Source organism: Nonomuraea sp. NPDC052265 (genome assembly GCF_044547985.1).
Classification (GTDB): domain Bacteria; phylum Actinomycetota; class Actinomycetes; order Streptosporangiales; family Streptosporangiaceae; genus Nonomuraea.
Genome location: NZ_JBIUBJ010000012.1, coordinates 250,701 through 276,637 on the forward strand (window position 1 = coordinate 250,701; position 25,937 = coordinate 276,637).

Annotated in this window: 28 protein-coding genes; 15 read left to right on the forward strand and 13 right to left on the reverse strand. The window is 73.2% G+C overall.

Annotated features, from left to right (window positions below; genetic code table 11):
* Positions 1-15: 15 nt before the first annotated feature.
* Positions 16-936, reverse strand: coding sequence for a glycosyltransferase (locus ACIHAD_RS31475; RefSeq protein ID WP_397358288.1), 921 nt, complete (start codon positions 934-936; stop codon positions 16-18).
* Entirely contained in the window at positions 933-1,526 is a 594-nt protein-coding gene (locus tag ACIHAD_RS31480) for a D-glycero-alpha-D-manno-heptose-1,7-bisphosphate 7-phosphatase (protein ID WP_397358289.1), read from the reverse strand. Before ACIHAD_RS31480 ends, ACIHAD_RS31475 begins: the two co-directional genes overlap by 4 nt.
* A gap of 172 nt (positions 1,527-1,698) precedes the next feature.
* On the opposite strand from ACIHAD_RS31480, the gene ACIHAD_RS31485 reads away from it, so the two are divergent.
* Genes ACIHAD_RS31485 through ACIHAD_RS31525 form a run of 9 tightly spaced genes read left to right on the forward strand, consistent with a single transcriptional unit; the run spans position 1,699 to position 11,116 of the window.
* On the forward strand, positions 1,699-3,330 hold the full coding sequence (locus tag ACIHAD_RS31485; RefSeq protein ID WP_397358290.1) for a carbamoyltransferase: 1,632 nt from the start codon (positions 1,699-1,701) through the stop codon (positions 3,328-3,330).
* Positions 3,327-4,337 (forward strand): glycosyltransferase family 2 protein, encoded by a 1,011-nt coding sequence (locus ACIHAD_RS31490; RefSeq protein WP_397358291.1) that lies wholly within the window; start codon positions 3,327-3,329, stop codon positions 4,335-4,337. The genes ACIHAD_RS31485 and ACIHAD_RS31490 overlap by 4 nt, the downstream gene beginning before the upstream one ends.
* A complete protein-coding gene (locus ACIHAD_RS31495) occupies positions 4,334-5,542 on the forward strand; it encodes a glycosyltransferase family 9 protein (RefSeq protein WP_397358292.1) in 1,209 nt (402 codons plus the stop codon). The genes ACIHAD_RS31490 and ACIHAD_RS31495 overlap by 4 nt, the downstream gene beginning before the upstream one ends.
* Positions 5,539-6,729 (forward strand): glycosyltransferase, encoded by a 1,191-nt coding sequence (locus tag ACIHAD_RS31500; RefSeq protein WP_397358293.1) that lies wholly within the window; start codon positions 5,539-5,541, stop codon positions 6,727-6,729. Before ACIHAD_RS31495 ends, ACIHAD_RS31500 begins: the two co-directional genes overlap by 4 nt.
* A gap of 2 nt (positions 6,730-6,731) precedes the next feature.
* Positions 6,732-7,280, forward strand: coding sequence for an SIS domain-containing protein (locus ACIHAD_RS31505; RefSeq protein WP_397358294.1), 549 nt, complete (start codon positions 6,732-6,734; stop codon positions 7,278-7,280).
* Complete coding sequence (locus ACIHAD_RS31510; RefSeq protein WP_397358295.1) at positions 7,280-8,623, forward strand: PfkB family carbohydrate kinase; 1,344 nt, start codon at positions 7,280-7,282, stop codon at positions 8,621-8,623. The genes ACIHAD_RS31505 and ACIHAD_RS31510 overlap by 1 nt, the downstream gene beginning before the upstream one ends.
* A complete protein-coding gene (locus ACIHAD_RS31515; protein ID WP_397358296.1) occupies positions 8,620-9,294 on the forward strand; it encodes an SDR family oxidoreductase in 675 nt (224 codons plus the stop codon). Before ACIHAD_RS31510 ends, ACIHAD_RS31515 begins: the two co-directional genes overlap by 4 nt.
* Positions 9,285-10,157: a glycosyltransferase family 9 protein gene (locus ACIHAD_RS31520; RefSeq protein ID WP_397358297.1), complete on the forward strand. Its 873-nt coding sequence runs from the start codon at positions 9,285-9,287 to the stop codon at positions 10,155-10,157. The genes ACIHAD_RS31515 and ACIHAD_RS31520 overlap by 10 nt, the downstream gene beginning before the upstream one ends.
* Positions 10,154-11,116, forward strand: coding sequence for a UDP-glucuronic acid decarboxylase family protein (locus ACIHAD_RS31525; RefSeq protein WP_397358298.1), 963 nt, complete (start codon positions 10,154-10,156; stop codon positions 11,114-11,116). The genes ACIHAD_RS31520 and ACIHAD_RS31525 overlap by 4 nt, the downstream gene beginning before the upstream one ends.
* A gap of 207 nt (positions 11,117-11,323) precedes the next feature.
* Here the strand turns inward: ACIHAD_RS31525 and mshC are convergent, their stop codons facing one another.
* The 5 genes from mshC to ACIHAD_RS31550 are packed head-to-tail and all read right to left on the reverse strand — an operon-like array spanning position 11,324 to position 15,231.
* Positions 11,324-12,541, reverse strand: coding sequence for a cysteine--1-D-myo-inosityl 2-amino-2-deoxy-alpha-D-glucopyranoside ligase (mshC, locus tag ACIHAD_RS31530; protein WP_397358299.1), 1,218 nt, complete (start codon positions 12,539-12,541; stop codon positions 11,324-11,326).
* Positions 12,538-13,194, reverse strand: coding sequence for an NRDE family protein (locus ACIHAD_RS31535; RefSeq protein ID WP_397358300.1), 657 nt, complete (start codon positions 13,192-13,194; stop codon positions 12,538-12,540). Before ACIHAD_RS31535 ends, mshC begins: the two co-directional genes overlap by 4 nt.
* A 31-nt stretch (positions 13,195-13,225) precedes the next feature.
* Positions 13,226-13,990: an SCO1664 family protein gene (locus ACIHAD_RS31540; protein ID WP_397358301.1), complete on the reverse strand. Its 765-nt coding sequence runs from the start codon at positions 13,988-13,990 to the stop codon at positions 13,226-13,228.
* Positions 13,987-14,535, reverse strand: coding sequence for a DUF3090 domain-containing protein (locus ACIHAD_RS31545; protein WP_397358302.1), 549 nt, complete (start codon positions 14,533-14,535; stop codon positions 13,987-13,989). The genes ACIHAD_RS31540 and ACIHAD_RS31545 overlap by 4 nt, the downstream gene beginning before the upstream one ends.
* Before the next feature lie 9 nt (positions 14,536-14,544).
* Positions 14,545-15,231: a histidine phosphatase family protein gene (locus ACIHAD_RS31550; RefSeq protein WP_397358303.1), complete on the reverse strand. Its 687-nt coding sequence runs from the start codon at positions 15,229-15,231 to the stop codon at positions 14,545-14,547.
* A 145-nt stretch (positions 15,232-15,376) separates the two neighbouring features.
* On the opposite strand from ACIHAD_RS31550, the gene ACIHAD_RS31555 reads away from it, so the two are divergent.
* Positions 15,377-16,324 (forward strand): aldo/keto reductase, encoded by a 948-nt coding sequence (locus ACIHAD_RS31555; RefSeq protein ID WP_397358304.1) that lies wholly within the window; start codon positions 15,377-15,379, stop codon positions 16,322-16,324.
* Positions 16,325-16,451: 127 nt separating this feature from the next.
* On the forward strand, positions 16,452-17,306 hold the full coding sequence (locus ACIHAD_RS31560; RefSeq protein ID WP_397358305.1) for a hypothetical protein: 855 nt from the start codon (positions 16,452-16,454) through the stop codon (positions 17,304-17,306).
* A gap of 7 nt (positions 17,307-17,313) precedes the next feature.
* Here ACIHAD_RS31560 and fabI read toward each other — a convergent pair whose 3' ends face one another.
* Positions 17,314-18,078 carry an enoyl-ACP reductase FabI gene (fabI, locus tag ACIHAD_RS31565; protein ID WP_357710763.1) on the reverse strand — a complete coding sequence of 255 codons (765 nt, stop codon included), beginning with the start codon at positions 18,076-18,078 and terminating at the stop codon, positions 17,314-17,316.
* A gap of 1 nt (position 18,079) precedes the next feature.
* Positions 18,080-18,775 carry a beta-ketoacyl-ACP reductase gene (locus ACIHAD_RS31570; RefSeq protein WP_397358306.1) on the reverse strand — a complete coding sequence of 232 codons (696 nt, stop codon included), beginning with the start codon at positions 18,773-18,775 and terminating at the stop codon, positions 18,080-18,082.
* Between the two features lie 77 nt (positions 18,776-18,852).
* Between ACIHAD_RS31570 and ACIHAD_RS31575 the strand changes: the two genes are divergently transcribed.
* Positions 18,853-20,346 (forward strand): TldD/PmbA family protein, encoded by a 1,494-nt coding sequence (locus ACIHAD_RS31575; RefSeq protein ID WP_397358307.1) that lies wholly within the window; start codon positions 18,853-18,855, stop codon positions 20,344-20,346.
* Positions 20,347-20,360: 14 nt separating this feature from the next.
* Positions 20,361-21,719, forward strand: coding sequence for a metallopeptidase TldD-related protein (locus ACIHAD_RS31580; RefSeq protein ID WP_397358348.1), 1,359 nt, complete (start codon positions 20,361-20,363; stop codon positions 21,717-21,719).
* A 190-nt stretch (positions 21,720-21,909) separates the two neighbouring features.
* Here ACIHAD_RS31580 and ACIHAD_RS31585 read toward each other — a convergent pair whose 3' ends face one another.
* Complete coding sequence (locus ACIHAD_RS31585) at positions 21,910-22,122, reverse strand: dodecin (RefSeq protein WP_397358308.1); 213 nt, start codon at positions 22,120-22,122, stop codon at positions 21,910-21,912.
* A gap of 99 nt (positions 22,123-22,221) precedes the next feature.
* On the opposite strand from ACIHAD_RS31585, the gene ACIHAD_RS31590 reads away from it, so the two are divergent.
* Positions 22,222-22,536, forward strand: a complete 315-nt coding sequence (locus ACIHAD_RS31590) for a DUF3099 domain-containing protein (protein ID WP_397358309.1) — start codon at positions 22,222-22,224, stop codon at positions 22,534-22,536.
* Positions 22,537-22,850: 314 nt separating this feature from the next.
* On the opposite strand, the gene ACIHAD_RS31595 is transcribed toward ACIHAD_RS31590, so the two are convergent.
* From ACIHAD_RS31595 to ACIHAD_RS31605, 3 genes are all read right to left on the reverse strand, one after another.
* Complete coding sequence (locus tag ACIHAD_RS31595; RefSeq protein ID WP_397358311.1) at positions 22,851-23,642, reverse strand: NTP transferase domain-containing protein; 792 nt, start codon at positions 23,640-23,642, stop codon at positions 22,851-22,853.
* A gap of 1 nt (position 23,643) precedes the next feature.
* Positions 23,644-24,633: a GTP 3',8-cyclase MoaA gene (gene moaA / locus ACIHAD_RS31600; protein ID WP_397358312.1), complete on the reverse strand. Its 990-nt coding sequence runs from the start codon at positions 24,631-24,633 to the stop codon at positions 23,644-23,646.
* A 134-nt stretch (positions 24,634-24,767) separates the two neighbouring features.
* Complete coding sequence (locus tag ACIHAD_RS31605; RefSeq protein ID WP_397358313.1) at positions 24,768-25,133, reverse strand: winged helix-turn-helix transcriptional regulator; 366 nt, start codon at positions 25,131-25,133, stop codon at positions 24,768-24,770.
* A gap of 113 nt (positions 25,134-25,246) precedes the next feature.
* Here ACIHAD_RS31605 and ACIHAD_RS31610 point away from each other — a divergent pair, with 113 nt between their 5' ends.
* Positions 25,247-25,900: an NAD(P)-dependent oxidoreductase gene (locus ACIHAD_RS31610; RefSeq protein ID WP_397358314.1), complete on the forward strand. Its 654-nt coding sequence runs from the start codon at positions 25,247-25,249 to the stop codon at positions 25,898-25,900.
* The last annotated feature ends 37 nt before the right edge of the window (positions 25,901-25,937 follow it).

Genomic DNA, 25,937 nt, shown 5'->3' on the forward strand with positions numbered 1-25,937 from the left:
CCATGCCTTCCGGCGTCATACCTCGGCCAGCAACCGGTCCCAGTCCCGCAGGAACCGGGGCAGGCCGTACCGGGCCAGGGCGGCGGCGCGCGCGGCCTTGCCCGCCTGGGCGGCCCGCTCCGGATCGGTGACGAACGCGTGCAGGGCGTCGGCCAGCACGTCCACGTCGGTGGAGATCACCCCGGCCTCCTGCGGCACCGCCTCGACGGCCTCGGTCGTGGCCAGCGCCACGACCGGCAGGCCGAGGGTCATGGCCTCGACGAGGGCCAGGCCCAGCGACGTCCAGCGGTAGGGGTGCAGGTAGGCGCGCCTGCGGGCCAGGGCGGCGTGCATGACGTGCTGCGGCAGGTCCTCGTAGGTGCCGTACGGCAGGCCGTCCACCTTCATGCCGAACACGTCCAGCGGCACGCGCTCGGCGAAGCGCGGCAGCAGGTCGGTGCCGGCGACCCTGGTACGGCGTACCGGCTCGTTGACCACGACGCCGGCCCTCGCCAGCTCGCCGGTGTACAGGTGGCCGGGGTCGGGGACGCCGTGCTCGATCACACGGGTGCGGGCCCGGCCGTTGTCCCAGAACAGCTCGTTGAAGTGGGTCACGTGCACGATCGTGACGTCGTCCTGGCCGGACAGCGGATGCCGGGTGCGCGGGACGTCTCCGGCCGGGGTGTTGTGCTCGACGTACACGCCGGGGACCCGGCGGCCGAGCCAGTCGCGGGCCAGGTCGATCTCGTACGGCCGCTGGTAGACGACGACGTCGACCGGCTCGTCGCGGATCCGGTCGTACGGCACCTCGCGGGCGTTGTCCGGCCAGTCGTAGGTGGCGGCGCGCCCGCGGCCGTCGGGACCGCGGCCGGGGACGAGCGGCAGCACGTAGTCGTGGCCGCCCTGGACGAAGGCACTGGTCCACGATCCGTGGACGTGCCAGATGAGGATGTTCACCAGCGGCTCCAGCCCATGGCCCTGGCCCAGGGCGCGGCCGCGGCCGCCGCCACGGGCGCCTCGGGCGCGCTCAGCACCCGCTCGACGACGTCGGTCAGATCCTCGGCGACCTCGGCCGCCTGCTCGATCTCCTCCTCCAGCGTCTGCAGCGTCGGAACGAGGATGCCCCGGGCCCCCGCGGCCCTGGCCGCCTCCATGTCCCTGCCGATGTCGCCGACCACCACGCAGTCGCGCGGACTCACGTCGAGGACGGCGGCCGCCCTGATCACCAGCCCCGGCGCCGGCTTGCGGCAGGTGCAGCCGTCGGCGTCGTCGTGCACGCAGATGGCCCACGCGTCGAACGGCCCGAGCAGCTCCTCCACCCTGGCGTTCACCTGGTCCATCTCGTCCGGTGAGAGCAGGCCCTTGGCCACGCCCGACTGGTTGGTGACCACCGCGACGGGCACGTCGGCCCGGCGGAGCCTGCCGAGCGCCTCGACCGCTCCCGGCATGGGTTCGACGAGGCGCGGGTCGCCGTTGTACGGCACGTCTTTGATCAAGGTTCCGTCCCGGTCGAAGAGGACGGCCCCGGGACGTCGCTTTTCGAACACCTTTCACCTCCGTCGCATGTCCGGCAGCTACCCGGGCCACCAACCGGCAAACAACTACTCAGAGTGACCAATCCCAGGCGATTACCGCCGTTTTCGCATCTCCCGAGGTCGCCGCATGTTTGAGAGCCGCTTCTCTCGGTAGCGGTTCTCGACATCTGCGGGGGAGGAAACGATGAAGTTTCTCGGCATCAACGCGATCTTCCACGACCCGGCCGCGGCCCTGGTCGTCGACGGGAAGATCGTGGCCGCGGCGGAGGAGGAGCGCTTCAGCCGCCGCAAGCACGGCAAACGGCCGCTGGCGTTCTCCGCGTGGGAGCTGCCCGAGCTGGCCGCCGCCTGGTGCCTGGACGAGGCGGGCCTGTCCCCGGAGGATCTGGACGCCGTCGCCTACTCCTACGACCCGGGCCTGGTCGTCCAGCGGCCCGAGGGCGACTGGGAGGATCTGCGGACGAAGTACGCCGTCAGGGCGCCCGCCTTCCTGGCGACCGCGCTGCCGGGCCTGGACCCCGGGCAGGTCTCCTACGTTCCGCACCACGTGGCGCACGCCGCCTCGGCGGGCCTGGCCTCCCCCTGGCGGGACTGCGCGGTGCTGGTGTGCGACGGACGCGGCGAGAACGTCTCCCACCTCGCCGGCCGCTACCGTGACGGCGAGCTGGAGGTGCTGGCCGCCCAGGAGCTGCCGCACTCCCTCGGCCTGATGTACGAGGACGTCACCCAGCACCTGGGCTTCCTGCGTTCCAGCGACGAGTACAAGGTCATGGCCATGGCCTCCTACGGCCGGCCGCGCCACCTGGAGTCGCTGCGCGAGATCATCTATCCGACCGGCGACGGCGGCTTCCGCGTCGAACCGGTCGACTGGAACGTCTACGTCAAGGCCCTGGACAAGGGCGAGCCCTGGACCTCCGACCACGCCGACCTGGCCGCCAGCGTGCAGGCCCGGCTGGAGGAGGTGCTGCTGGAGCTGGCCCGCTGGCTGCACGAGCGCACCGGCGAACGGCGGCTCGCGCTGGCCGGCGGGGTGGCGCTGAACTGCGTGGCCAACACCCGGCTGCTCGACGAGGGGCCGTTCGAGGAGGTGTGGGTCCAGCCGGCCGCGGGCGACTCCGGCACGGCGCTGGGCGGCGCGCTGCACCTGGCGCAGACCTACGGCGAGCCGGCCGGTCCGATGCCGGGCGCGGCGCTCGGGCGCGGGTTCACCGACGAGGAGCTGGGCGCCTGGCTGGACGCGGCGCGGGTGCCGTACACCCGGCCGGCCGACCTGGGCGCGGCGGTGGCCGCCGAGCTGGCCGCCGACAGGATCGTGGCCTGGTTCCAGGGCCGCGCCGAGTACGGCCCGCGGGCGCTCGGACGCCGGTCGCTGCTGGCCCATCCGGGGCACGCGCGCAACACCGAACGGCTCAACGACGTCAAGGGGCGGGAGCAGTTCCGGCCGATCGCGCCCATGGTGCTGGAGTCCAGGGCGCCGGAGATCTTCGGGCGGGGGCCGGTGCCCTCGCCGTACATGCTGTTCGTGCACGACGTGCGCGAGCCCTGGCGGGACCGCATCCCGGCGGTGGTGCACGTGGACGGCACCGCGCGCATCCAGACGATCTCGCCGGCCGACGATCCGCTGATGGCGCGGGTGCTGACCGAGTTCGAGGCGCGTACGGGGCTGCCGGTGGTGGTCAACACGAGCCTGAACACCGCCGGCCGGCCGATGGTCGACGATCCCCGGGACGCGCTGGAGTGCTTCGGGTCCTCGCCGGTGGACGTGCTGGCGCTGGGGCCGTACCTGGTGCGGCGCGGGGAGGTGTTCGCCTCGTGATCACCGTCGTGATCCCCACCATCGGCCGCGCCACGCTGCTGGAGACGCTGGCGGCGGTGGGCCGGGCGGCGCCCGTGATCGTGGTGGACGACCGGCGGGCCGGGTCCGCCGCGCTGGAGCTGCCCGATCACGTACGGGTCGTGCGCTCGGGCGGGCGGGGCCCGGCCGCGGCGCGTAACGCCGGCTGGCGGGCCGCCGGGACGCCCTGGGTGGTGTTCCTCGACGACGACGTGGTCCCCCGCCCCGGGTGGGCCGAGGCGGTCTGGAAGGACCTGGTGGACCTGCCCGACGACGTGGCCGGGAGCCAGGGCCGGATCGAGGTGCCGCTGCCGGCCGACCGGCGGCCCACCGACGCCGAGCGGCACACGGCGGGGCTGGCGGACGCGCTGTGGGTGACGGCCGACATGGCCTACCGGCGCTCGGTGCTGGAGCGGACGGGCGGGTTCGACGAACGTTTCCCCCGGGCCTACCGGGAGGACGCCGACATCGCGCTGCGGGTGGCGCGGGCGGGGCACCGGCTGGTCGTGGGCGAGCGGGTGACCACGCATCCGGTGCGCGAGGACGGGTTCTGGGCGAGCGTGCGCTTCCAGCGCGGCAACGCCGACGACGCGCTGATGCGGCGGCTGCACGGGCCGCGCTGGCGTCAGGCCATCGGGGGCTCCGGCGGCCGGTTGCGCCGCCACGCCGTCACCTCCGCTGCCGCCCTGACCGCCGCCGCCCTCGGCCTGGCCGCCACCCTGCCCCGCCCGCCCGGCGGCCGGCACGTGATCGGCGGACGGCGCGTGATCGGCGGGCGGCGGGCGGCCGGTGGGTGGCGGGTGTTGCCGGTGCTGGGGGCGGTCGCCGGAGCCCTTTGGGCCGCGATGACCGCCGAGTTCGCCTGGCGGCGCATCGCGCCAGGGCCGCGTACCCCGCGCGAGGTGTGGCGAATGGCCGTCACCAGCGTGCTGATCCCGCCGGTCGCCTGCGTGCACCGGCTTCGGGGGGAATGGAGGTGGCGGCGATGAGACGTCGCACGCCGACGACACCGTGCGGCCAGGGCCGTACGGACGCCGCAGGGGGCAACGCGAAGGCCGGACGGGCCACCCGCGCCCGGCGGCCCGCGACGCCGGGGGCAGCGCCGGCAGCGGCCGGCGCAGCCGAGGCAGCGGCGTGCCGGGCGGCGGCGGAGCACGGCGGCGGCCGGGGACGCGTCCTGGTGGCGCGGCTCGACGACGCCGGCGACGTCCTGCTGGCCGGCCCCGCCACCCGCGCCGTGCGCACGCTCGCCGACGAGCTGGTCTTCCTGGCCGGTCCGAACGGCCGAGCCGCCGCCGAACTGCTGCCCGGCGTGGACCGGGTGATCGAGTGGCGGGCGCCGTGGATCGACCACTCCCCCGCCCCCGTCTCCAACGCCCAGGTGGCCGACCTGATCGCCCGGGTCAAGGGCGTGGACGAGGCCGTGCTCCTGACCTCCTTCCACCAGTCGGCGCTGCCGCTGGCCCTGTTGCTGCGGATGGCCGGCGTGCCGCGCGTCTGCGCGATCAGCAACGACTACCCCGGCTCGCTCCTGGACGTCCGGCACGTCGTGGACGAGACGCTCGACGTGCCCGAGCCCGAGCGCATGCTGGCCGTCGCGCGGGCGGCCGGGTTCGATCTGCCACCCGGTGATGACGGCAAACTCGCTGTTCGGCGGCCCTTGCCGGATATAGGGCGAGAAACAGGGCACCTTCTAGGCGTCGGCGCCGCTGCCGATGAACGCTCGTACGTCGTGGTGCATCCAGGGACGTCAGCCCCCGCCAGAACGTGGCCGGCCGAGAAGCATCGGCAGGCCGTCAGGGAGCTGGTGGACGACGGGCACCGGGTCGTCGTGACCGGCACGGAACGTGACCTCACCGCCTACGTGGCCTGCGACGCGGCAGTCGACCTCGGGGGCAGGACCACGCTCGCCGAGCTGGCCGCCGTGATCGAACGCGCCGACGTGCTCGTGGCCGGCAACACCGGCCCCGCGCACCTGGCCGCGGCGGTCGGCACGCCGGTCGTGAGCCTGTTCGCCCCTGTCGTCCCCGCCGCTCGATGGGCCCCGTACGGGGTGGCCACGGTGCTGCTCGGCGACCAGCAGGCGCCCTGCTCGGGAAGCAGGGCGCGCACCTGTCCGGTGGCCGGGCACCCGTGCCTGTCCCTGGTGACAAGTGAGCAGGTGGTCAAGGCAGTGAGGGAGCTGACGCAGTGAAGGTCGATCTCATCTCCGAACACGCCGATCCGCTGGCGGCGATCGGTGGCGTGGACGCCGGTGGCCAGAACGTCTACGTCGCGCAACTGGCCGTCGCGCTGGCCGAGCGCGGGCACACGGTCGTCGTCCACACCAGACGCTCGTCGCGGTCGCAGCCCGACGCGGTGACCATGGCGCCCGGCGTCACGGTCGAGTACGTCACGGCCGGTCCGGCCGCGGTCGTCCCCAAGGACGAGCTGCCGCCGTACATGCCGGAGTTCACCGAACGCCTGGCCGGCCGGTGGGCGGCGAACCCGCCGGACGTGGCCCACGCGCACTTCTGGATGAGCGGCCAGGCGGCGCTGCAGGCCGCCGGGGGCGTGCCGGTGGTGCAGACCTTCCACGCGCTCGGGACGGTGAAGCGGCGCTGGCAGGGTGACGCCGACACCAGCCCGGCGCACCGGATCGACACCGAGCGCGAGATCGGCAAGCGGGCCGACGCGGTGCTGGCCACCTGCAGCGACGAGGTGAGCGAGCTGTGCGCGATGGGCGTCCCCGAACGGCGCGTCACGGTGGTGCCCTGCGGGGTGGACCTGAGCGCGTTCCGCCCGGACGGACCGGTCGCGCCGCGCGCGGGCGCCAAGGTGGTGCTCAGCATCGGCCGGATGGTGCCGCGCAAGGGCGTGGACACCATGATCGCCGCGCTGCGCCAGATCCCGGAGGCCGACCTGATGATCGCCGGCGGCGGCCCGGACGACGACGAGGAGACCGAGCGGCTGCGCGACCTGGCCGCGGCCTACGGGCTGCGGGAGCGGGTGCACCTGATCGGCAGCGTCCCGCGCACGCACGTGCCCGCGCTGATGCGCTCGGCCGACGTCGTGGTGACCGTGCCCTGGTACGAGCCCTTCGGGATGGTCCCGATCGAGGCGATGGCCTGCGGCGTGCCCGTCGTGGCCTCGGCGGTCGGCGGCCATCTGGACACGGTCGCGGGCTGCGGCGTGCTGGTCCCCCCGCGCCGCCCGCGGGCGCTGGCCAGGGCACTGCGTGACGTGCTCGCCGACGGAGGCAGGCGCGAGGCGCTGGGCGCCGCCGGGGCGCGGCGGGCCCGCGAGCGGTACGGCTGGTCCCGCATCGCCGAGCAGACCGAGGCGGTGTACACGCAGGTGATCGACGGCAAGCTCTGCCGCCTGGCGGCTCTGGGGGGATGATCATGGACAGACATCTGGAAAAGCTCTGGAACACGCTGGAGCAGGTCGACGGGCACGCGGTCACCATCCGTGCCTGGGGCGGGAAGCTGGCCGGCGTGCTGTCGGCCGGCGGCCGGCTGCTGGCCTGCGGCAACGGGGGGTCGGCGGCCGAGGCCCAGCACCTGACGGCCGAGCTGGTGGGCCGCTTCAGGGCCGACCGGCCGCCGTACGCGGCGATCCCGCTGCACGGCGACAGCTCCTCGATGACCGCGATCGCCAACGACTTCGGCCACGAGGAGGTCTACGCCCGCCAGGTGCGGGCGCACGGCCGTCCGGGGGACGTGCTGGTGTGCCTGTCGACCAGCGGCGGCAGCGCGAACGTGCTGGCCGCGGCCAGGGCGGCGCACGAGGTCGGCGTCGCCGCCTGGGCGCTGACCGGGCCCGCGCCGAACCCGCTGGCCGAGCTGTGCGACGAGGCGGTGGCCGTGCCCGCCGAGGAGACGGCCACCGTGCAGGAGGTGCACCTCGCCATGATCCACCTGCTCTGCGACGCCATCGAGGAGGCCGTCTGATGGGCCCCCTCGTCGTCATCGGCGACACACTGCTCGACGTGGACGTCGAGGGCGACAGCGAACGGCTGTGCCCGGACGCGCCGGTCCCGGTGGTCGACATCTCGGCCGAGCACGCCCGCCCCGGCGGCGCGGGCCTGGCCGCGCTGCTGGCCGCGCGGGACGGCGCGGACGTGGTGCTGATCACGGCGATCGGCGACGACCCCGACGGGCACCGCCTGTGCGCGCTGCTGTCGGAGGAGGTCGAGCTGGTACGCCTGCCGCTGAACGGCGGGACCGTGCGCAAGACCCGGGTCAGGTCGAGGGGCCAGACCATGCTCAGGCTCGACACCGGCGACGGCGTCGCCCGGACCGACCCGCTCGGGGAGGTCCCCGAGGAGGTCACGGCTGCGGTGGCCCGCGCGGGCGCCGTGCTGGTCTCCGACTACGGCAGGGGCGTGGCCGCGACGGCCAGGGAACTGCTGCGCGAGGCCCGCGTACCGGTCGTGTGGGACCCGCATCCCAGGGGCGGGCCGCCGATGCCGGGCTGCGCGCTGGTGACGCCGAGCGAGGCGGAGGCCAGGATGTTGTGCCCGGACGGCTACCGCGGCCCCGACCACGCGGCCCGCCGCCTGGTGCGGGAGCTGCGCGCCGGGGCCGTGGCGGTCACCACCGGCGGCAACGGGGCCACGCTGGCCGTCCAGGGCGGCCCGCTGACCCGGGTGCCGCCGCCGGTGACGGCCCCCGGGCAGGACGCGTGCGGCGCGGGCGACCGGCTCGCCGCCGCCGCGGCGCTCGCGCTGCGCGACGGCGCGGACGTCGAGGAGGCGGTCACCATCGGCGTCGGCGAGGCCTCGCGCTTCGTCGAGCGCGGCGGCGCCGCCACCGTCAGGACCCAGGAACAGCGGCTCGGCGACCGGCCGCGCACCGCGCTGGAGGTGGCCAGGCTCACCCGCGCGCAGGGCGGCCGGCTGATCGCCACGGGCGGCTGTTTCGACCTGTTGCACGCGGGGCACGTGAGCCTCCTGCGGCGGGCCAGGGCGCTGGGCGACGCCCTCGTCGTCTGCGTCAACTCCGACGACTCGGTGCGCAGGCTGAAGGGCCCGACCAGGCCCGTCGTCGACGCGCGTGACCGGGTCGAGGTGCTGCGGGCGCTGAGCTGCGTGGACGCGGTCCTGGTGTTCGAGGAGGACACCCCGGCCGAGTCCATCGAGCTGCTGCGGCCCGACGTGTGGGTGAAGGGCGGGGACTACGAGGGGGAGGTCCTGCCCGAGTCAGAGGTCCTGAAGCGGCTCGGCGCCGAGTTCGTCGCGCTGAGCACGCTGCCGGGACGTTCGACCAGCGATCTGATCAGGGAGATCCAGTGAATATTTTGATCACCGGGGGCGCCTCCGGGCTCGGCCTGGCCACCGCCGAAGCGGTCGAGAAGGAGGGCTGGCGGGCGCTCGTCGTCGACGTGCGCGAGCCGGACCAGCGCTTCGACCACGTCACCGCCGACCTGGCCGACCGCGGGCAGGCCGAGCGGGCCGTGCACGAGCTCGCCGAGCGGGCCGGCGGCCTGGACGGCGTGGTCACCGCGGCCGGAATCGACGCCTGCGGGCGTCTGGAGGACGTGCCGGCCGACGACTGGGAGCGGGTGATCCAGGTCAACCTGCTCGGCACGGCCGCCGTCGTACGGGCGGCGCTGCCGTACCTGAAGCGGACCCGCGGCAAGGTGGTGACCTGCGCCTCGACGCTCGGGCTGCGCCCGCTGAGCGACGCCTCGGCGTACTCGGCCTCGAAGTTCGGCGTCGTCGGCTTCACCAGGGGGCTGGCGGTCGAGCTGCGCGGGGAGGTGGGGGTGACCCTGCTGATCCCGGGCGGCATGCGGACGGGCTTCTTCGACGGGCGTCCCGAGCAGTACAAGCCGGGCCCCGAGGCGGGGCTGAACGATCCCGCCGACGTCGCCCAGACCGTCGTGTTCGCGCTCCGGCAGCCGACCGGGTGCGAGGTCAGAGAGCTGGTCGTCTGCCCCTCGACGGAGACGTCATGGCCCTAGAACTGCTGGCGCTGCGCGGGCTCGGCCTGGGCGACCTGCTCACGGCCGTCCCCGCGCTGCGGGCGCTGCGGCAGTCCTTTCCCCGGCACCGGATCACGCTGGCCGCGCCGAGGTCCCTGGAAGCCCTGCTGCCGCTGATCGGCGCGGTGGACGCCCAGGTGGACGTGGCCGGGCCCGGCCCGGTGCCGTTCGAGCGGCCCGACATCGCGGTCAACCTGCACGGCAAGGGGCCGCAGAGCATCGAGGCGCTGCGCGCCACCGACCCGGCCCGGCTGATCAGCTTCGGCGTCGGCCCGCCGTGGCAGGACGGCGTGCACGAGGTGCGGCGCTGGTGCGGCCTGCTGGAGTGGCACGGCATCCCCACCGACCCGGAGGACCTGACGCTCGGCATCTCCGACCGGACGGGGCCCGTGATCGTGCATCCGGGCGCCGCCTACCCGGCGCGGCGCTGGCCGCCCGAGCGGTTCGGCGAGGTCGCGGCGGCGCTGGACGACGTGGTCGTGACCGGCAACGCCGACGAGGTGCCGATCGCCACGAAGGTCGCCGAGCTGGCCGGGTTGCCGAAGGAGCGCATGCTGGCCGGCCGTACCCGCCTGGCCGACCTGATCGACCTGGTCAGCCGGGCCAAGCTGGTGGTCTGCGGCGACACGGGGGTGGCGCACCTGGCGACGGCGTTCTGCGTGCCGTCGGTGGTGCTGTTCGGCCCGGTCCCGCCGTCGGAGTGGGGGCCGCCGCCCGGATGGCGGCACGTGGCCCTGTGGGCCGGCCGCAAGGGCGACCCGCACGGCCAGCGCCCGGACCCCGGCCTGCTCAAGATCGAGGTGTCCGAAGTCGTCGACGCAGCTCTGGAGGTCACGTCATGAAGGCTCTGGTCACCGGCGGAGCCGGCTTCCTCGGTTCCTATCTGTGCGAACGCCTGCTCGCCGAGGGCGCCGAGGTCATCTGCATGGACAGCTTCCTGACCGGCGGCCCGCGCAACGTCGAGCACCTGCTGGACAATCCGGGCTTCCGGCTCATCGAGAGCGACCTGACCGGGTACGTGCACGTCCCGGGCCACGTGGACCTCGTGCTGCACTTCGCCTCGGCGGCCTCGCCGGCCGACTACCTGCGCTACCCGATCGAGACGCTGCGGGTGGGCAGCGTGGGCACCCTGCACGCGCTCGGGCTGGCCAGGGAGAAGGGCGCCCGGTTCGTCCTCGCGTCCACCAGCGAGGTGTACGGCGACCCGCTGGAGCACCCGCAGAAGGAGACGTACTGGGGCAACGTCAACCCGGTCGGCCCGCGCAGCGTGTACGACGAGGCCAAACGCTTCGCCGAGTCGCTGACCACCGCCTACCGGCAGTCGCGCGGCACCGACACCGGGATCGTGCGCATCTTCAACACCTACGGCCCGCGGATGCGCCCGTTCGACGGCCGGGCGATCCCGACGTTCATCCGGCAGTCGCTGAACGGCGAGCCGCTCACCATCACCGGCGACGGCTCCCAGACCAGGTCGATCTGCTACGTGGACGACACCGTCTCGGGCATCCTGGCCATGGCCCGCAGCGACTTCCCCGGCCCGGTCAACATCGGCAACCCGGACGAGCTCACCATGCTGGAGCTGGCCACCCTCATCCGCGACCTGACCGGTTCGGCCTCGGAGATCGAGTTCATCGACCGGCCGGCCGACGATCCGAAGGTGCGCCGGCCCGACACCACGCTGGCCGCCGAGCGGCTGGACTGGCGGGCCGAGGTGCCCGCCAAGGAGGGGCTGCGGCGCACGATCGAATGGTTCACCGCGGAGCTCGCCGCGAACGAGAGGTTCGAGGAGCTGCGTGTGTGAGGGAGGACGCCGAGGGATCGGCGACTCCACGGGAGGTCGTGGGCCGGGCGCGAAAGCCCGGCCCACGACCATGCCATGACCATGGCATGACCATGCCCGGCCGGTGTGCGCGACCCGTTGGTCAGCGGGCGGCGGTCGGCGGGCGGTCGTGCGGAAAGCGGCCGTGCGGAAGCGGTCGTGCGGAAGCGGTCGTGCGGAAGCGGTCATTCAGAGGGCGATGCCGAGCAGGGCGTCGGTCAGGTCCTTGACCAGGCCCGGCTCCCGCGGCCCGCCCTCGGCCAGCGCCCGCTCGGCCCAGGCGTCGATCGCGGCCAGCGCGCCCGGCGAGTCGAGGTCGTCGGCCATCCGCTCGCGTACCGCGGCCAGCAGCTCCTCGGCGCGCGGAGCCCCTTCCAGGGCCACGGCCGAGCGCCACAGCGCGAGCCGGCGCTCGGCGGCGGCGAGCCGGTCGGGCGTGTACTCCCAGTCCTCCCGGTAGTGATGGGCCAGCAGGACGAGCCGGACGGCCATCGGGTCGTGCTCCTGCCGCAGCCGGCTGACGAACACCAGGTTGCCCTTGGACTTCGACATCTTCTCGCCGTCGAGCGCCACCATGCCCGCGTGCGTGTAGAACTTGGCGAACGGCCACTCCCCCGTCGCCGCGTGCCCCTCGGACGCGCCGCACTCGTGGTGCGGGAAGATCAGGTCGGAGCCGCCGCCCGCCACGTCGTAGCCGGGGCCCAGGTTGCGCAGCGCGATCGCGGTGCACTCGATGTGCCAGCCGGGACGCCCCCGCCCCAGGCTCGACTCCCAGGCGGGCTCGCCGGGCCGCTCGGCCCGCCACAGCAGCCAGTCGAGCGGGTGCCGCTTGCCCGGCCGGTCGGGGTCGCCGCCGCGCTCGGCGGACAGGGCCAGCATCTCGGCCTCGTCGTACCCGGACACCTGGCCGAACTTGGGGGCGTCGGCCACCTTGAAGTAGACGTCGCCATCGAGGTCGTAGGTGCAGCCCTTGGCGGCGAGCTCAGTGATCAGGTCGGCGACGTGGCCCACGACCTCGGTGACGCCCACGTACTCGCGGGGCGGCAGGATGCGCAGGGCCTCCATGTCGGTGCGGAACAGCTCGATCTCGCGCTCGGCCAGCTCCTGCCAGCCGACGCCGGTCTGGGCGGCCCGCTCCAGCAGCGGGTCGTCCACGTCGGTGGCGTTCTGGGTGTAGTGGACCTCGTGACCGGCGTCCCGCCACATCCGGCCCACCAGGTCGAAGGCGTGGTAGGTGTTGGCGTGGCCGAGGTGGGTGGCGTCGTAGGGGGTGATGCCGCAGACGTACATCCTGGCGGTGGGACCGGGATCGGTCTGCCGCACCTGCTTGGTCGTCGTGTCGAAGAGACGCAGCGGAATGCTCTCACCTGGGAGCTTCGGGATGTTCTGGGCAGACCACGATCTCATGCCTTTGAGCCTATCCGTGCCGTAAGGTCCGTGAACTCGTAGGCGGTGTCGTCGTGCCCCAAGGTGACCCGCATCACCGACAGGGAGGCGTGGACGCGGCCGTCGGGCAGCGTGTGCCGGACCAGGAGGGCGCCCGGCAGCTCGGAGTGCGCGCCGGTGATCAGCTCTCCCCAGTCGGCCGCGCTCGCGAAGCGTGGCAGGTGCGCCCGTACTCGCTCGGCGTCCGGGTCGAGGCCGGTGTTGACGACCATGCTGGTGCCGTCGGGCAGCGCGGAGCCGGTGAGGCGGTCGCCGTCCCAGCTGAACAGGCGGACCCCGGACAGGTCGGCGAGCACGAGGTGGAAGGGGTCGTAGCGGGTCAGGTCGACGTCCGGCACGCCGCCCGTGGACACCGCGATCAGGGCCAGGTCGCCGCGGGAGATCCTGGCGGTCTCGGGGGCCTGCCTGCCGTGACCGTTGAGCAGGGCGGCGGCGCGACCGGCGGACGGGGAGACGGCCATCCAGGTGCCGCCTCCCTTGAGGTCACGGCCGCCGATCACGCCGGGGTGCTCGGGCCAGTGCTCCCCGGGCGCCTCCCAGGGGCGGTCGGTGAGCTCGTCCCGCACGCCCATGAGGGTCAGCGGCTCCCCGGTTCTCACGATCAGCGTGCACATGGGGCAAAGGGTATAAAACCGCCGCCAGTCGTCAGATCGGGGGCCAGGGAACGGCGGGCCACCCCTCCGAGGGGTACGGGTGAACACCGGTGTCCAGCAGCCGCCTGACCCGCCGCCAGGTGGCCTCCACCTCGGCCGGCGTGAGCAGCTCGCGCAGCCGGCGCCCCAGCGAGCCGGACTCCAGGTCGCGCTCCAGCTTGGCCAGCACCGCCACCGCCTCGCGCGCCAGCGGCTTGCCCCGCCACTGCCACAGCACGGTACGCAGTTTGTCCTCGGCCGAGAAGCAGACGCCGTGGTCGACCCCGTAGACGTGCCCGGTCGGCAGCGGCAGCAGGTGACCGCCCTTGCGGTCGGCGTTGTTGACGATCGCGTCGAACACCGCCATCCGGCGCACCACCGGGTTGCGGCTCTTGACCAGGCGCATCAGGTCGATCTCGCGCTCGGTGTCGATCCAGAGCTGGCACATGCCGGGCCCGAACGGGCCCTCGCGGTAGACGGTCGGCGGCACGATGCGCCAGCCGGTGGCCTGGGAGACCTCGTAGGCGGCCACCTCACGGGCGGCGAGGGTGCCGTCGGGGAAGTCCCACAGGGGGCGTTCGCCGCGTACGGGCTTGTAGACGCAGGCGGCGCTGCGGCCGCCCAGTTTGATCGAGCAGTAGAGGGTCATGTTGGTGGCCTCGACCAGGCGGCCGGCCACCTCCAGGCGCCCGTCGCGCAGCAGCGTGAGCGCCTCCTCCTCCTGCATGATCGGCGCTTGTGGCGGCTTGACGGCCGGTTCGCTCTCAGGAGCGGTCATGAAGCCGCCTCACCCCCGCGGTAGCCGTTGAGTCGGACGCAGACATGGCCTTCGGCGTCGAGCGGCTGCCCGCACAGGGGACAGGGAGGCCGGCCCGCCGCCACGATCTGGAGCGCCCTGCGGGTGAAGGCGCGCGCCGCCCCCGCGCTGATCCGCACCCGCAGCACGGCCGGGTCGGGGCCCTCCAGGTCCTCCTCGTCGATGACCTCCTGCGCCTCTATCACCACCTGGGAGTTGTCGGCGTCCCAGGCCAGCGCCATGGTGCCGACCCGGAAGTCCTCCGAGACCGGCACGTCGAGGGGGGCCTCGTCGGCCAGGTCGGCCGGGGCCAGCGCGGGCACGTGCGCGGTGCCCCCGCTGAGCCGCAGAACCTCGTCGAGCAGCTCGTCGAGCCTGCCCGCGAGCGCAGCGACCTGCAGCTTCTCCAGCGCCACGGTGGTCAGTCTGCCCTCGGCCCTGGCCTGCAGAAAAAAGACCCGCGCGCCCGGCTGCCCCAGGGCGCCGGCGACGAACCTCTCCGGTGGGTCGTAGTCGAAGACCGGCATAGCCTGACCTTACGTGGTCCCGGGTCCACCGCCGACGGCGGCATCGCTCCCGGTGATGTTTTCTCCCCCGTCTTTCTCCTCCGAATCCTCAGGCAACCGCAATTCCCCCATATCGTTAATCCTGAGAACAAAGGGACGCAAGGGGGCATAGCGAATGACAGTGAGGGCCGCAGGATCGGCTGTTATCCGCTGAAAATGATCGAGGTGCAGCCCCAGAGCGTCCGCCACGATCGCCTTGATGACGTCTCCGTGGGTGCACGCCAGGTAGACACCCTTCAACCCGAGGCGTTGATTCCACTCCCGGATCGCGGCGACCGCCCGATGTTGCATATCGGCCAGTGACTCCCCTTCCGGAAATGTCACCGCACTCGGATGCGCCTGGACGGTCTGCCACAGCGGCTCCTGGGCGAGTTCCTTGAGCGGGCGGCCCGTCCAGGTGCCGTAGCCGCACTCGATCAGCCGCTCGTCGATCCGGACGTCCGCCCCGCGCCCCTTCGCGACGGCCTCGGCGGTCTCGCGGCACCGTTCGAGCGGGCTGGAGACGACGGCGTCGAGCCGGACCCCGGCGATGCGCCCGGCCAGCGCCTCGGCCTGCGCCCGGCCGGCCTCGCTCAGGTGCACCCCCGGAGTGCGCCCGGCCAGCACCGGCCCGGTGAGGTCGGTCAGCCCGTGGCGGGCCAGCAGAAGGGTGGTCACACAGCAAGTGTCGCAGGCGCGGATCACCACGTTCCACACACCTGCGAGAAATCTTCACATACACCCACGGCCATGGTCCTCACCAGGCAGGACATTGGAGCGGCGGGCTGGCGGGCGGGCCCGTTCTTGGTAACCTGGCGGGATCATGGAGCAGCGCTATGTCGGCCGCAGCGGCCTGTCGGTGTCCCGGCTGGGGCTCGGCACGATGACCTGGGGCCGTGACACCGACCCGGAGGAGGCGGCCGCCCAGCTCCGTTCGTTCGTCGAGGCGGGCGGCACCCTCGTCGACACGGCCGACGTCTACACCGGCGGCGACTCCGAACGGCTGCTCGGCCGCATGCTGCGCGACTCGGTGCCGCGCGCGGAGCTGGTGATCTCGACCAAGGCCGTGGTCACGCCGACCGGCCGCCGGCCGCGCGACGCCTCCAGGCGCCATCTGATCGCCGCCGTCGACGAGTCGCTCAACCGGCTCGGCCTCGACTACGTCGACCTGTGGCAGCTCCACACCTACGACGCCGAGGTGCCGCTGGAGGAGACCCTGGCCGCCCTCGACGCGATCGTCTCCTCGGGCCGGGCCGTCTACGCCGGCGTGTGCGACTACGCGGGCTGGCAGCTCGCCGCCGCCGCGGTCACCCAGAGGTCGGTCCCGGGCCGCATCCCGATCACCTCCGTCCAGGTGGAGTACTCGCTGCTGGCCCGCGAGCCCGAGCGCGAGCTGCTGCCCGCCGCCGCCCACCTCGACGTGGGGGTGCTGGCCTGGTCGCCGCTCGGCAGGGGCGTGCTGACCGGCAAGTACCGCACCGGCGTCCCGGCCGACTCCCGCGCCGCGACGCCGCACTTCGCCGACTTCGTCCGGCCCTACCTCGACGACCGCGGGCGCAGCGTGGTCGAGTCGGTCATGACGGCCGCCGACGGGCTCGGCGTCTCACCGCTGGCGGTGGCGCTGTCATGGGTGCGCGACCGGCCCGGGGTGGCCGCGGCGATCGTCGGCGCCCGCACGCACACGCAGCTCAAGGGAATCCTGTCGGCCGAGGACGTCGTGCTCCCGATCGAGATCCGGGAGGCGCTCGATGACGTGTCCTCACTCGACTGACGAGGAACGAGAATCCGTCTCGCGTATCACTAGTCGATACCGAATCGCAACTTTACCGGGAAAAAGCCTGCGTCTGACGGGTCTTGTCCATAAGGATTTCCTCCTGAAGCGACACAGGAGGGGACGGATGGGGAGCAGGACCGCGATCTCGGCCGGGGTGCTCGCGGTGGCCCTGGGGGCGATCCCGGTGTGGGCGCCCGCCGCGTCCGCCGCCGCCCAGGACTGCTCACGCGACGGGGGCCTGCTCTCGGGCGTGACCAACACACTGTGCGACGTCGTCGGCGCGCTCACGGGCACGGTCGACGACCTGACCGGCGGCAAGACCGAGCCGGTGACCAAGGGCGTCGAGGACACCACCGGTGAGGTGCTCGGCGCCGTCGGCGACGCCGTGCCGACCGGCAAACCCGCCAAACCCGCCGGCTCGGACCGGCCCTCCCCCAGCCCCACCGGCACCGACCTGGTGCCCGAGGCGCTCAAGGACGTGTGCCTGCCGGTGCTGGCCTGCGACGACCAGGGCGTGCTCCAGTCGCTGACGCCGCACCCCACCCCCACGACCTCGCCCGAGACCGACACCGGGGCCGGACGCCGCCGGACCGACCGCCCCCGCGAGCGTACCGAGCAGGACACCGCGCCGCTGCCGACGCAGCCGCCCACGCCGCCGCAGAACAGGCCGTACACGCTGGAGGACGAGCGGCCGGTCACCGCCGAGGAGCCGACCGCCGATCCCGACGACTCGCGGGTGGAGCTGCTGTGGCCCAACCCGTTCGCGCGGGAGCTGGCCGTGCCGCTGCGCGACCGGCGGGTGGTGCGGCCCAGCCCGCCGGCCGGCGACGTGCTGGGCACGGTGCTGACGATCGTCCTGCTGGGGTCGGCGGTGCTGGCCACCCGGATCGTGCAGCAGCGGCGGCACCGGGCCGAGCCGAGCGAGTCGATCCCGTTCGAGCCGGCCCCGGCGGGCAGCGGCAGGCACCGCCTGGCGTGAGGCGGGCTCAGCCGCCGATCGCGTGGGCGCCGCCGTCGACGTGGACGATCTCGCCCGTCGTGGCGGGGAACCAGTCGGACATGAGCGCCACGCACGCCTTGGCGGCCGGGACCGTGTCGGTCAGGTCCCAGCCCAGCGGCGAGCGCTCCGGCCAGCTCTCCTCGAACTCCTTGAAGCCCGGGATCGACTTGGCGGCCATCGTGCGCAGCGGCCCGGCCGAGACCAGGTTGACGCGGATGTTGTGCTTGCCCAGGTCGCGGGCGAGGTAGCGGCTGCACGACTCGAGGCCGGCCTTGGCCACGCCCATCCAGTCGTAGACCGGCCACGCCTTGGAGGCGTCGAAGTCGAGGCCGACGACCGCGCCGCCCTCCTTCATCAGCGGCAGGCAGGCCACCGCCAGCGACTTGAACGAGTACGTGGAGACCTGCAGGGCGGTCGCGACGTCCTCCCACGGCGTGTTGAGGAAGTTGCCGCCCAGGGCGCTCTGCGGCGCGAACCCGATGGAGTGCACGACGCCGTCGAGCCCGTCGACGTGCTCGCCGACGCGGGAGGCCAGCGTGTCGAGCTGGTCGGTGTCCTGGACGTCGAGCTCCAGCACCGGCGGGGTCTGCGGCAGCCGCTTGGCGATGCGCTCGACCAGGCTCAGCCGGCCGAACCCGGTGAGCACCACCGTGGCGCCCTCCTCCTGGGCCAGCTTGGCCACCGAGAAGGCGATGGAGGCGTCGGTGAGCACGCCGGTCACGAGGATCCGCTTGCCTTCGAGAATTCCCACGTCAGTGCCCCATTCCGAGTCCGCCGTCGACCGGGATCACGGCCCCGGTGATGTAAGAGGCGTCGTCGCCGGCCAGGAAGCGGACGACGCGCGCGATCTCCGCGGGGGCGGCCTGCCGCCCGAGCGGGATGTTCTTGACGATGGCCTCCTGGTCGAGGCCGGCCGTCATGTCGGTGGCCACGAAGCCGGGCGCGACCACGTTGACGGTGATGTTGCGCGAGCCGTACTCGCGGGCCAGGGAGCGGGCGAAGCCGACCAGGCCGGCCTTGGAGGCGGCGTAGTTGGCCTGGCCCGCCTGGCCGGACAGGCCGACCACCGACGAGATCAGGACGATGCGGCCGCGCTTGAGCTTCATCATGGGCCTGATGGCGCGCTTGGCCACGCGGTAGGCCCCGGTCAGGTTGGCGTCGATGACGTCGGTGAAGGTCTCCTCCTTCATCATCGCCAGCAGGGTGTCCTTGGTGATGCCCGCGTTGGAGACGAGGACCTCGACCGGCCCCTGTTCGGCCTCCACCTTGTCGAAGGCGGCCTCGACCTCGGCCGTGCTGGTGACGTCGCAGCGGACGCCGAACAGGCCCTCCGGCGGCTCCCCCGATCGGTAGGTGACCGCGACGGCGTCGCCGGCCGCGGCGAGTTCACGGGCGATCGCGAGGCCGATGCCGCGATTGCCTCCGGTGACGAGTACAGAGCGTGCCATGGCATCTGACGCTATCTCTTACTTGCGGGTATCCGCTTGTCCGGGTGGCACAAGATCACAGGGTTAGGATCGTGGACATGCGCCAGATCGATCCCGATTTCCTGGAACTGCCGCTGCGGCAGCTCGCGGACGCCGCCTTGCAACGCGCTCGCGACCTCGGCGCCGAGCACGCCGACTTCCGGCTCGAACGCGTCAGGGCCGAGACGCTGCGCCTGTACGACGCCCGGCTCGAAGGCTCGCTCGACGCCGACGACCTCGGCTACGCGGTGCGCGTCGTCAAGGGTGGCACATGGGGGTTCGCGGCCGGCATCCACCTGACCCCGCAGGCCGCCGCCGCCGTGGCCGAGCAGGCGGTGCGGGTGGCCGAGGTCAGCGCGCCCGTCAACCGGGAGCCCATCGAGCTGGCGCCGGAGCCGGTGCACGCCGACGCGGTGTGGGTCTCCGACTACGACGTCGACCCGTTCGAGGTGCCCGCCTCCGAGAAGGTGGGCCTGCTGGCCGAGTGGTCGGCGGGGCTGCTCAAGGGCGCCGACCACGTCTCGGCGCGGCTGCTGCAGGTCAAGGAGCAGAAGTTCTACGCCGACACCTCGGGCACGGTGACCACGCAGCAGCGCGTGCGCGTGCATCCGTCGCTCAACGCGATGAAGGCGCACGAGGGCGGCTTCGACGACATGTCCACGATCGCGCCGCCGGTCGGCCGCGGCTACGAGTACCTGACCGGCACGGGCTGGGACTGGCCGGCCGAGCTGGCCCGGCTGCCGGAGCTGCTGGCCGAGAAGCTGGCCGCGCCCTCGGTCGAGGCGGGCGACTACGACCTGGTGATCGACCCGTCCAACCTGTGGCTGACGATCCACGAGTCGATCGGCCACGCCACCGAGCTCGACCGCGCGCTCGGCTACGAGGCCGCCTACGCCGGCACCAGCTTCGCCACCTTCGACCAGCTCGGCGAGCTGGTCTACGGCTCGCCGCTGATGAACGTCACCGGCGACCGCACGGTCACCCACGGCCTGGCCACGGTGGGCTACGACGACGAGGGCGTGCGGGGGCAGAGCTTCGACATCGTCAAGGACGGCGTCCTGGTGGGCTACCAGCTCGACCGGCGGATGGCGCTGATGAAGGGGTTCGGGCGCTCCAACGGGTGCGCGTTCGCCGACTCCCCCGGCCACATGCCGATCCAGCGCATGGCGAACGTGTCGCTGGCCGCCGCTGCCGGCGGGCCCTCCACCGAGGAGCTGATCGCGGGCGTGGAGCGCGGCCTGTACATCGTGGGCGACAAGAGCTGGTCGATCGACATGCAGCGCTACAACTTCCAGTTCACCGGGCAGCGGGCGTACAGGATCTCGCACGGGGAGCTGGCCGGGCAGGTCAGGGACTTCGCCTACCAGGCCACCACGACCGATTTCTGGCAGTCGATGGAAGGGGTCGGCGGGCCGGGCACGTACGTGCTGGGCGGCGCCTTCAACTGCGGCAAGGGCCAGCCGGGGCAGGTCGCGCCGGTCAGCCACGGATGCCCGTCGGCGCTGTTCAGGGGCGTGCGCGTGCTCAACACCGTGCAGGAGGGCGGGAAGTGACTACTCCGCAGGAGATGGTGGAAAGGGCCCTGGAGCTCTCCGCGAACGACGGCTGCGTGGTGCTGGTGGACGAGGGGTCCACGGCCAACCTGCGCTTCGCGGGCAACACGCTGACCACCAACGGCGTGGCCCGCTCCTCCCGGCTGACCGTGATCTCGGTCGCGGGGCAGGGCGTGGGCGTGGTCTCGCGCTCGTCGGTGCGCGAGGACCAGCTCGCCGACGTGGTCGCGGCGGCCGACCGGGCGGCGCGCGAGGCGCGTCCGGCCGAGGACGCCCGCCCGCTGGTCGAGGGCGGCGCGCCCGCGCCCGGCTGGGACGACGAGGTGCGGCCGACCGACATCGGGGTGTTCGAGAGGTTCGCGCCCGCGCTCGGTGAGGCGTTCTCGGCCGCCGAGGCCGGTGGCAGGAAGCTCTACGGCTTCGCCGAGCACTCCCTGACCTCGACCTTCCTCGGCACCTCCACCGGCGTGCGGCTGCGGCACGACCAGCCGACCGGCCGCCTTGAGCTCAACGCCAAGTCCGGCGACCTGAAGCGGTCGGCCTGGACCGGCGTGTCCACCGAGGACTTCGCCGACGTCGACGTGGCCGCGCTCGGCTCGTCGCTGGCCCAGCGCCTGGAGTGGGCCAAGACCCGGGTCGACCTGCCCGCGGGCCGCTACGAGACGTTGCTGCCGCCGAGCGCGGTGGCCGACCTGATGATCTACCTGTACTGGTCCTCGGGGGCCAGGGACGCGCTCGACGGCCGTTCGGTGTTCTCCGGGCCGGGCGGCGGCACGCGGGTGGGCGAGCAGCTCGCCACGCTGCCGATCACGCTGTCCAGCGATCCGCGGGCCGCGGGCATCTCGTGCGCGCCGTTCGTCACCGCGCACACCTCCAGCCGCGACGGCTCGGTGTTCGACAACGGTCTGCCGCTGGGCCGGACCGACTGGATCAGGGACGGCCGGCTGGAGGCGCTGCTGCAGACGCGTTACTCGGCCGAGCTGAGCGGGCTGCCGGCGACGCCGGGCATCGACAACCTCGTCATGACCGGCCCGGCGGAGGGCGCGCGCTCGCTGGAGGAGATGATCGCCTCCACCCGGCGCGGGCTGCTCGTCACGTGCCTGTGGTACATCCGCGCGGTCGACCCGCAGACGCTGCTGGTCACGGGCCTCACCCGCGACGGCGTCTACCTGGTCGAGCACGGCGAGGTCGTCGGCGAGGTGAACAACTTCCGGTTCAACGAGAGCCCGGTCGACCTGCTGGGGCGCGTCACGGAGGTGGGGGCGAGCGAGCGCACGCTGCCCCGCGAGTGGAACGACTACTTCCAGCGCACGGTGATGCCGCCGGTGCGGGTGCCGGACTTCAACATGTCGACGGTCAGCCAGGCGAGCTGACGCCACCGCCCGCCGCCCGCGCCCGCCGTCCCGCGATCGAGCGGGGCGGCGGGCGTCGTCGTGTCGTCCGCCGGCGTGTCGTCCGCGTTCGGGAGGCCCTCAGCGTGCCCCAGGGCAGCCCTCGGGCGGGACGGGTGCCGGTTGGTTGTCCAGTGGGCCCGCGCGCCGCCCCGGGGGCGTCCAGGGACGGTCAGGAGTCCTCCAGGCGGAAGCCCACCTTCATGCCCACCTGGTAGTGCGCGATCTCGCCTGCGTCGAGGTGGCCGCGGATCTCGGTGACCTCGAACCAGTCCAGGTGGCGCAGGGTCTCCGAGGCCCGCCGCAGGCCGTTGCGGATGGCCTGGTCAAGGCTCTCCCCCGACGTGCCGACTATCTCAGTGACCCGATACGTTCGATCCGTCATCTCCCCATCCTCCTTACTCGAAGGCCATGATCGCATGCCCCTCCTCAGCGCCCGGCCGCGCCGTCGCGCCCTGCCCGTACGAGGTCTACCGTGGAAGGTATGAAGGGGTGGCGCAAGAAGCAGGACGTCCACCAGGTCACGGACGCCAGACCTTCGCTGACGGCCGACATCCGCAAGCGCGAGGTCGCGTACCTGATCAAGATGGGCATCCGGACGCTCTGCCTGATCCTGGCGGTCGTGGTGCCGGTGCCGTGGCCGTACCGGCTGCTGTTCATCGCCGGGGCCGTGTTTTTGCCATACATTGCCGTAATCGGGGCCAATGAGCGGAGCGAGGGCGCCCCGCCACCTGACTTTCAGTCTCCCGAGGCTAACCAAACCGAGATACCGCTGCATCGACGCGAGATCGGGTCGTGACTAAGTCTTGACGCATCCCATGGGTTGTAGGTGTACGCTTTAGGCAAGCGCTCCGGTCCCCCGTCGGAGTGCTGGTGCCGGCGTTCCGGGCCCCCGTCGGAACGCCGATGAAGCGACGCCGGGTGGTTTGCCCCCGTAACCACCCGGCGTCGCCCTTTTCCTGGCCAGATCTTTGCATTGGACGATCAGTCCCCCGCGTCGGCCGGAGTCCGATAGGACCGCTTTCCCGAAATCGTTTACACCGGCCTCCTCCTCGTAATTCTCAGGAAACCTTGAGGAAGGGGCCGGCTTGACTTCAAGAGTTCGTTCGAGTGTCAGCCGTCAGTCAGCGTCTCGGTGGTCGCCCGCTCCCAGTTCTTCGCCAATGTGGTCAGTCTGGCCACGGCGTCCTCAGGGGCGCTTCCCGCCCCCTGGGCCAGGCCGAGCAGGTAGGCGGTGAGCGGCGCGGCGGGCCTGGCCACCCCGTGGGCGACCTCCTTGGTCAGGTCGAGGACCAGGTCGCGGTCCACCCGGGCCGGGTCGACGCCCAGCTCGTTGCAGACCAGCGCGGTCCACTCGGTGAGTACGTTCATGCGAGCCTCCTTCAGGTCGTCCATCGTGTCGCAGTCGAACCACGGCCGGCCGGGTGCGGCCAGCCGTGTTCCGGTCAGGGGGCCCAGCAGGCCCTTGAGCGAGCGCCCGGCGTAGGCGTCGAGCGCCGCCCGCAGCTCCGGCACCGGCCAGGCGCCGAGGAGCCACTGCTCGCGGCCGTCGTCGTCGACCATGACCGCCCCGGCGCCGGGACGGGCCGCCGCCAGCAGTTCCCGCACGTGCGCCGCCGTCAGGAACGGCAGGTCGCCGGCGAGCAGGACCAGCCACGGCGCGTCGACCTCGCGCAGCCCGGCGGCCAGCGCGGGGACGGGCCCGCCCCCCGGCGGCTCCTCCCGGGTGAAGACCACCCCGGGCAGGTCGCGGCGGGGGCCCACGACGACCGTGCGGCGCGCGCCGGACGCCGCCGCGACCACCCGCTCGACCAGCGGACGGCCGCCGACGGCCAGGCCGGGCTTGTCCGCGCCGCCCAGGCGGCGGGCCGCTCCCCCGGCCAGGATCACCGCGTCGAACGGCACGCTAGCCGCCGATGGCCGACATCGGCCGGGACGGCTGGAGGAAGGACGGGTCGTCGATGCCGTGCCCGGCGCGCTTGCGCGAGACCGCGGCGATCCAGCGGGCGGCCAGGTCGTCGTCGGAGGCGCCCGCGCGCATGGCGCTCTTGAGGTCGGACTCCTCGGTGGCGAACAGGCAGTTGCGCACCTGGCCGTCGGCGGTGAGCCGGACCCGGTCGCAGGCGCCGCAGAACGGGCGCGTCACCGAGCCGATCACGCCGACCCGGGCCGGGCCGCGGTCGACGAGGAACCGCTCGGCGGGGGCGCTGCCGCGCTGCTCCAGGTCGTCGGGCGTCAGGTCGAAGGCGGCCGAGAGGCGTTCGAGGATCTCGTCGGCGGTGATCATGCCCTCGCGGGTCCAGCCGTGCTGGGCGTCGAGCGGCATCTGCTCGATGAAGCGCAGCTCGTAGCCTTGGGCCAGGCAGAAGCGCAGCAGCGGCACGGCCTCGTGGTCGTTGACGCCGCGCATGAGGACCGCGTTGACCTTCACCGGGCGCAGGCCCGCCGCGTCGGCGGCGGCCAGCCCCTCGATGACGTCGGCGTGCCGGTCGCGGTGGGCGAGCCGCTCGAACGTGGCCGGGTCGAGCGTGTCGAGCGAGACGTTGACCCGGTCGAGGCCGGCCCGCGCCAGCGGCTCGGCCAGCCGCGCCAGGCCGATGCCGTTGGTGGTCAGCAGCACCTGGGGACGCGGGTCGAGGGCGGTGGTGCGGGTGACGATGTCGACCAGCTCCCGCCGGAGCAGCGGCTCGCCGCCGGTGTAGCGCACCTCGGTGATGCCCAGGCGCTCGACGCCGACGCGCACCAGCCGGACGATCTCGTCGGCGGTGAGCAGCTGCGCCTTGGGCAGCCAGTCGAGCCCTTCGGGCGGCATGCAGTACGTGCAGCGCAGGTTGCACTTGTCCGTGAGGGACACCCGCAGATCCGTGGCCACCCGTCCGAACGAGTCTCGCAACATGGGGCGTCACCTCCTGTCCGTTTCGCCAGAGAGCCAGACTACGACGGGTGTCGCGCGACCCTCAAAACCGCCTGGCCTCTCCCCTGGCAGGCAACGCGCCGCGCCGATGATCGATTCCGCGAAGGGACCGACCGTTAGGGGTGGGTGGCGTACCAGGACTCGCGGGCGTCGATGAGCTCCGGCAGATGTTGCCTGGACCACTCGCAGCAGGCCGCCATGGGGGCGAGCAGGCTGCGGCCGAGGGGGGTGAGCGCGTACTCGACGCGGGGCGGGATCTCGGCGTAGGCCGTGCGGGTGAGCAGGCCGTCGCGTTCCATCGCGCGCAGGGACTCGGTGAGGACCTTCGGGGTGATGCCGCGTAGCGGGACCTGTAGCTCGGTGAAGCGCCTCGGGCCCTGCTCCAGGCAGTGGATGATCTTGGCGGTCCACTTGTCGCCGACCCGGAAGGGGGGGACGTGGACGCATTCGGCGAACATGTCGGGGTCAAGGGGTTCGGCCATGGCGTCCATGGTAGGCCGCTGCGGGTCACTATCGTTGCGGGAAGCGACCACCGGGCGTCTACCGTCTGCCGGGCGCGGCCGGGTGTGCCGGCCGCTGAACGGAGTGCTGGACGATGAGCAGGATCGTGGTTTTCGGCGCCGGCGGGCGGGCCGGCGTGCGGGTGGTCGCCCAGGCCGTGGAGCGGGGGCACGCGGTGACGGCCGTGGTGCGCGACCCGGCCCGGTACGCGGGGCCGTCCGGCGACGGCGTCGGCGTGGTCGCGGGGGACGTGACCGACCCGGAGAGCGTGGCGGCGGTCGCGGCGGGGCACGACGTGGCGGTCCAGGCGAGCGCCCGGCTGGACGTGCCGTCGGCGGAGTTCTACACGGCGGGGGCGCGGGCGCTGACCGGCGGGCTGGCCAGGGCGGGCGTGCCGCGGCTGGTGGCGCTGGGCATCGGCACCCTGCTGGAGGTCGCGCCGGGGACGCGGCTGGTGGACACGCCCGGCTTCCCCGAGGACGCCCGGACGTTCTCGCTCGGGCACGCCGCCGAGCTGGAGGTGCTGCGCGAGGAGGGCGGGGCGCTGGACTGGGTGGTGATCGCGCCGCCGCCGGTGGTGCTCGACGACCTGGCGGAGCGCAGCGGGCGTCACCGGTTCGGCGGGGAGCAGGTGATGGCCACCGAGGAGGGCGGGCCGGCGTTCTCGTACGCCGATCTGGCCGCGGCGGTGGTGGACGAGATCGAGGACCCGCGGCACCACCGGGTCCAGGTCGCCGTGGGCTACTGAGGCGGCCGGGGGGCGGGGGCCGGGCATGACGGAAGCC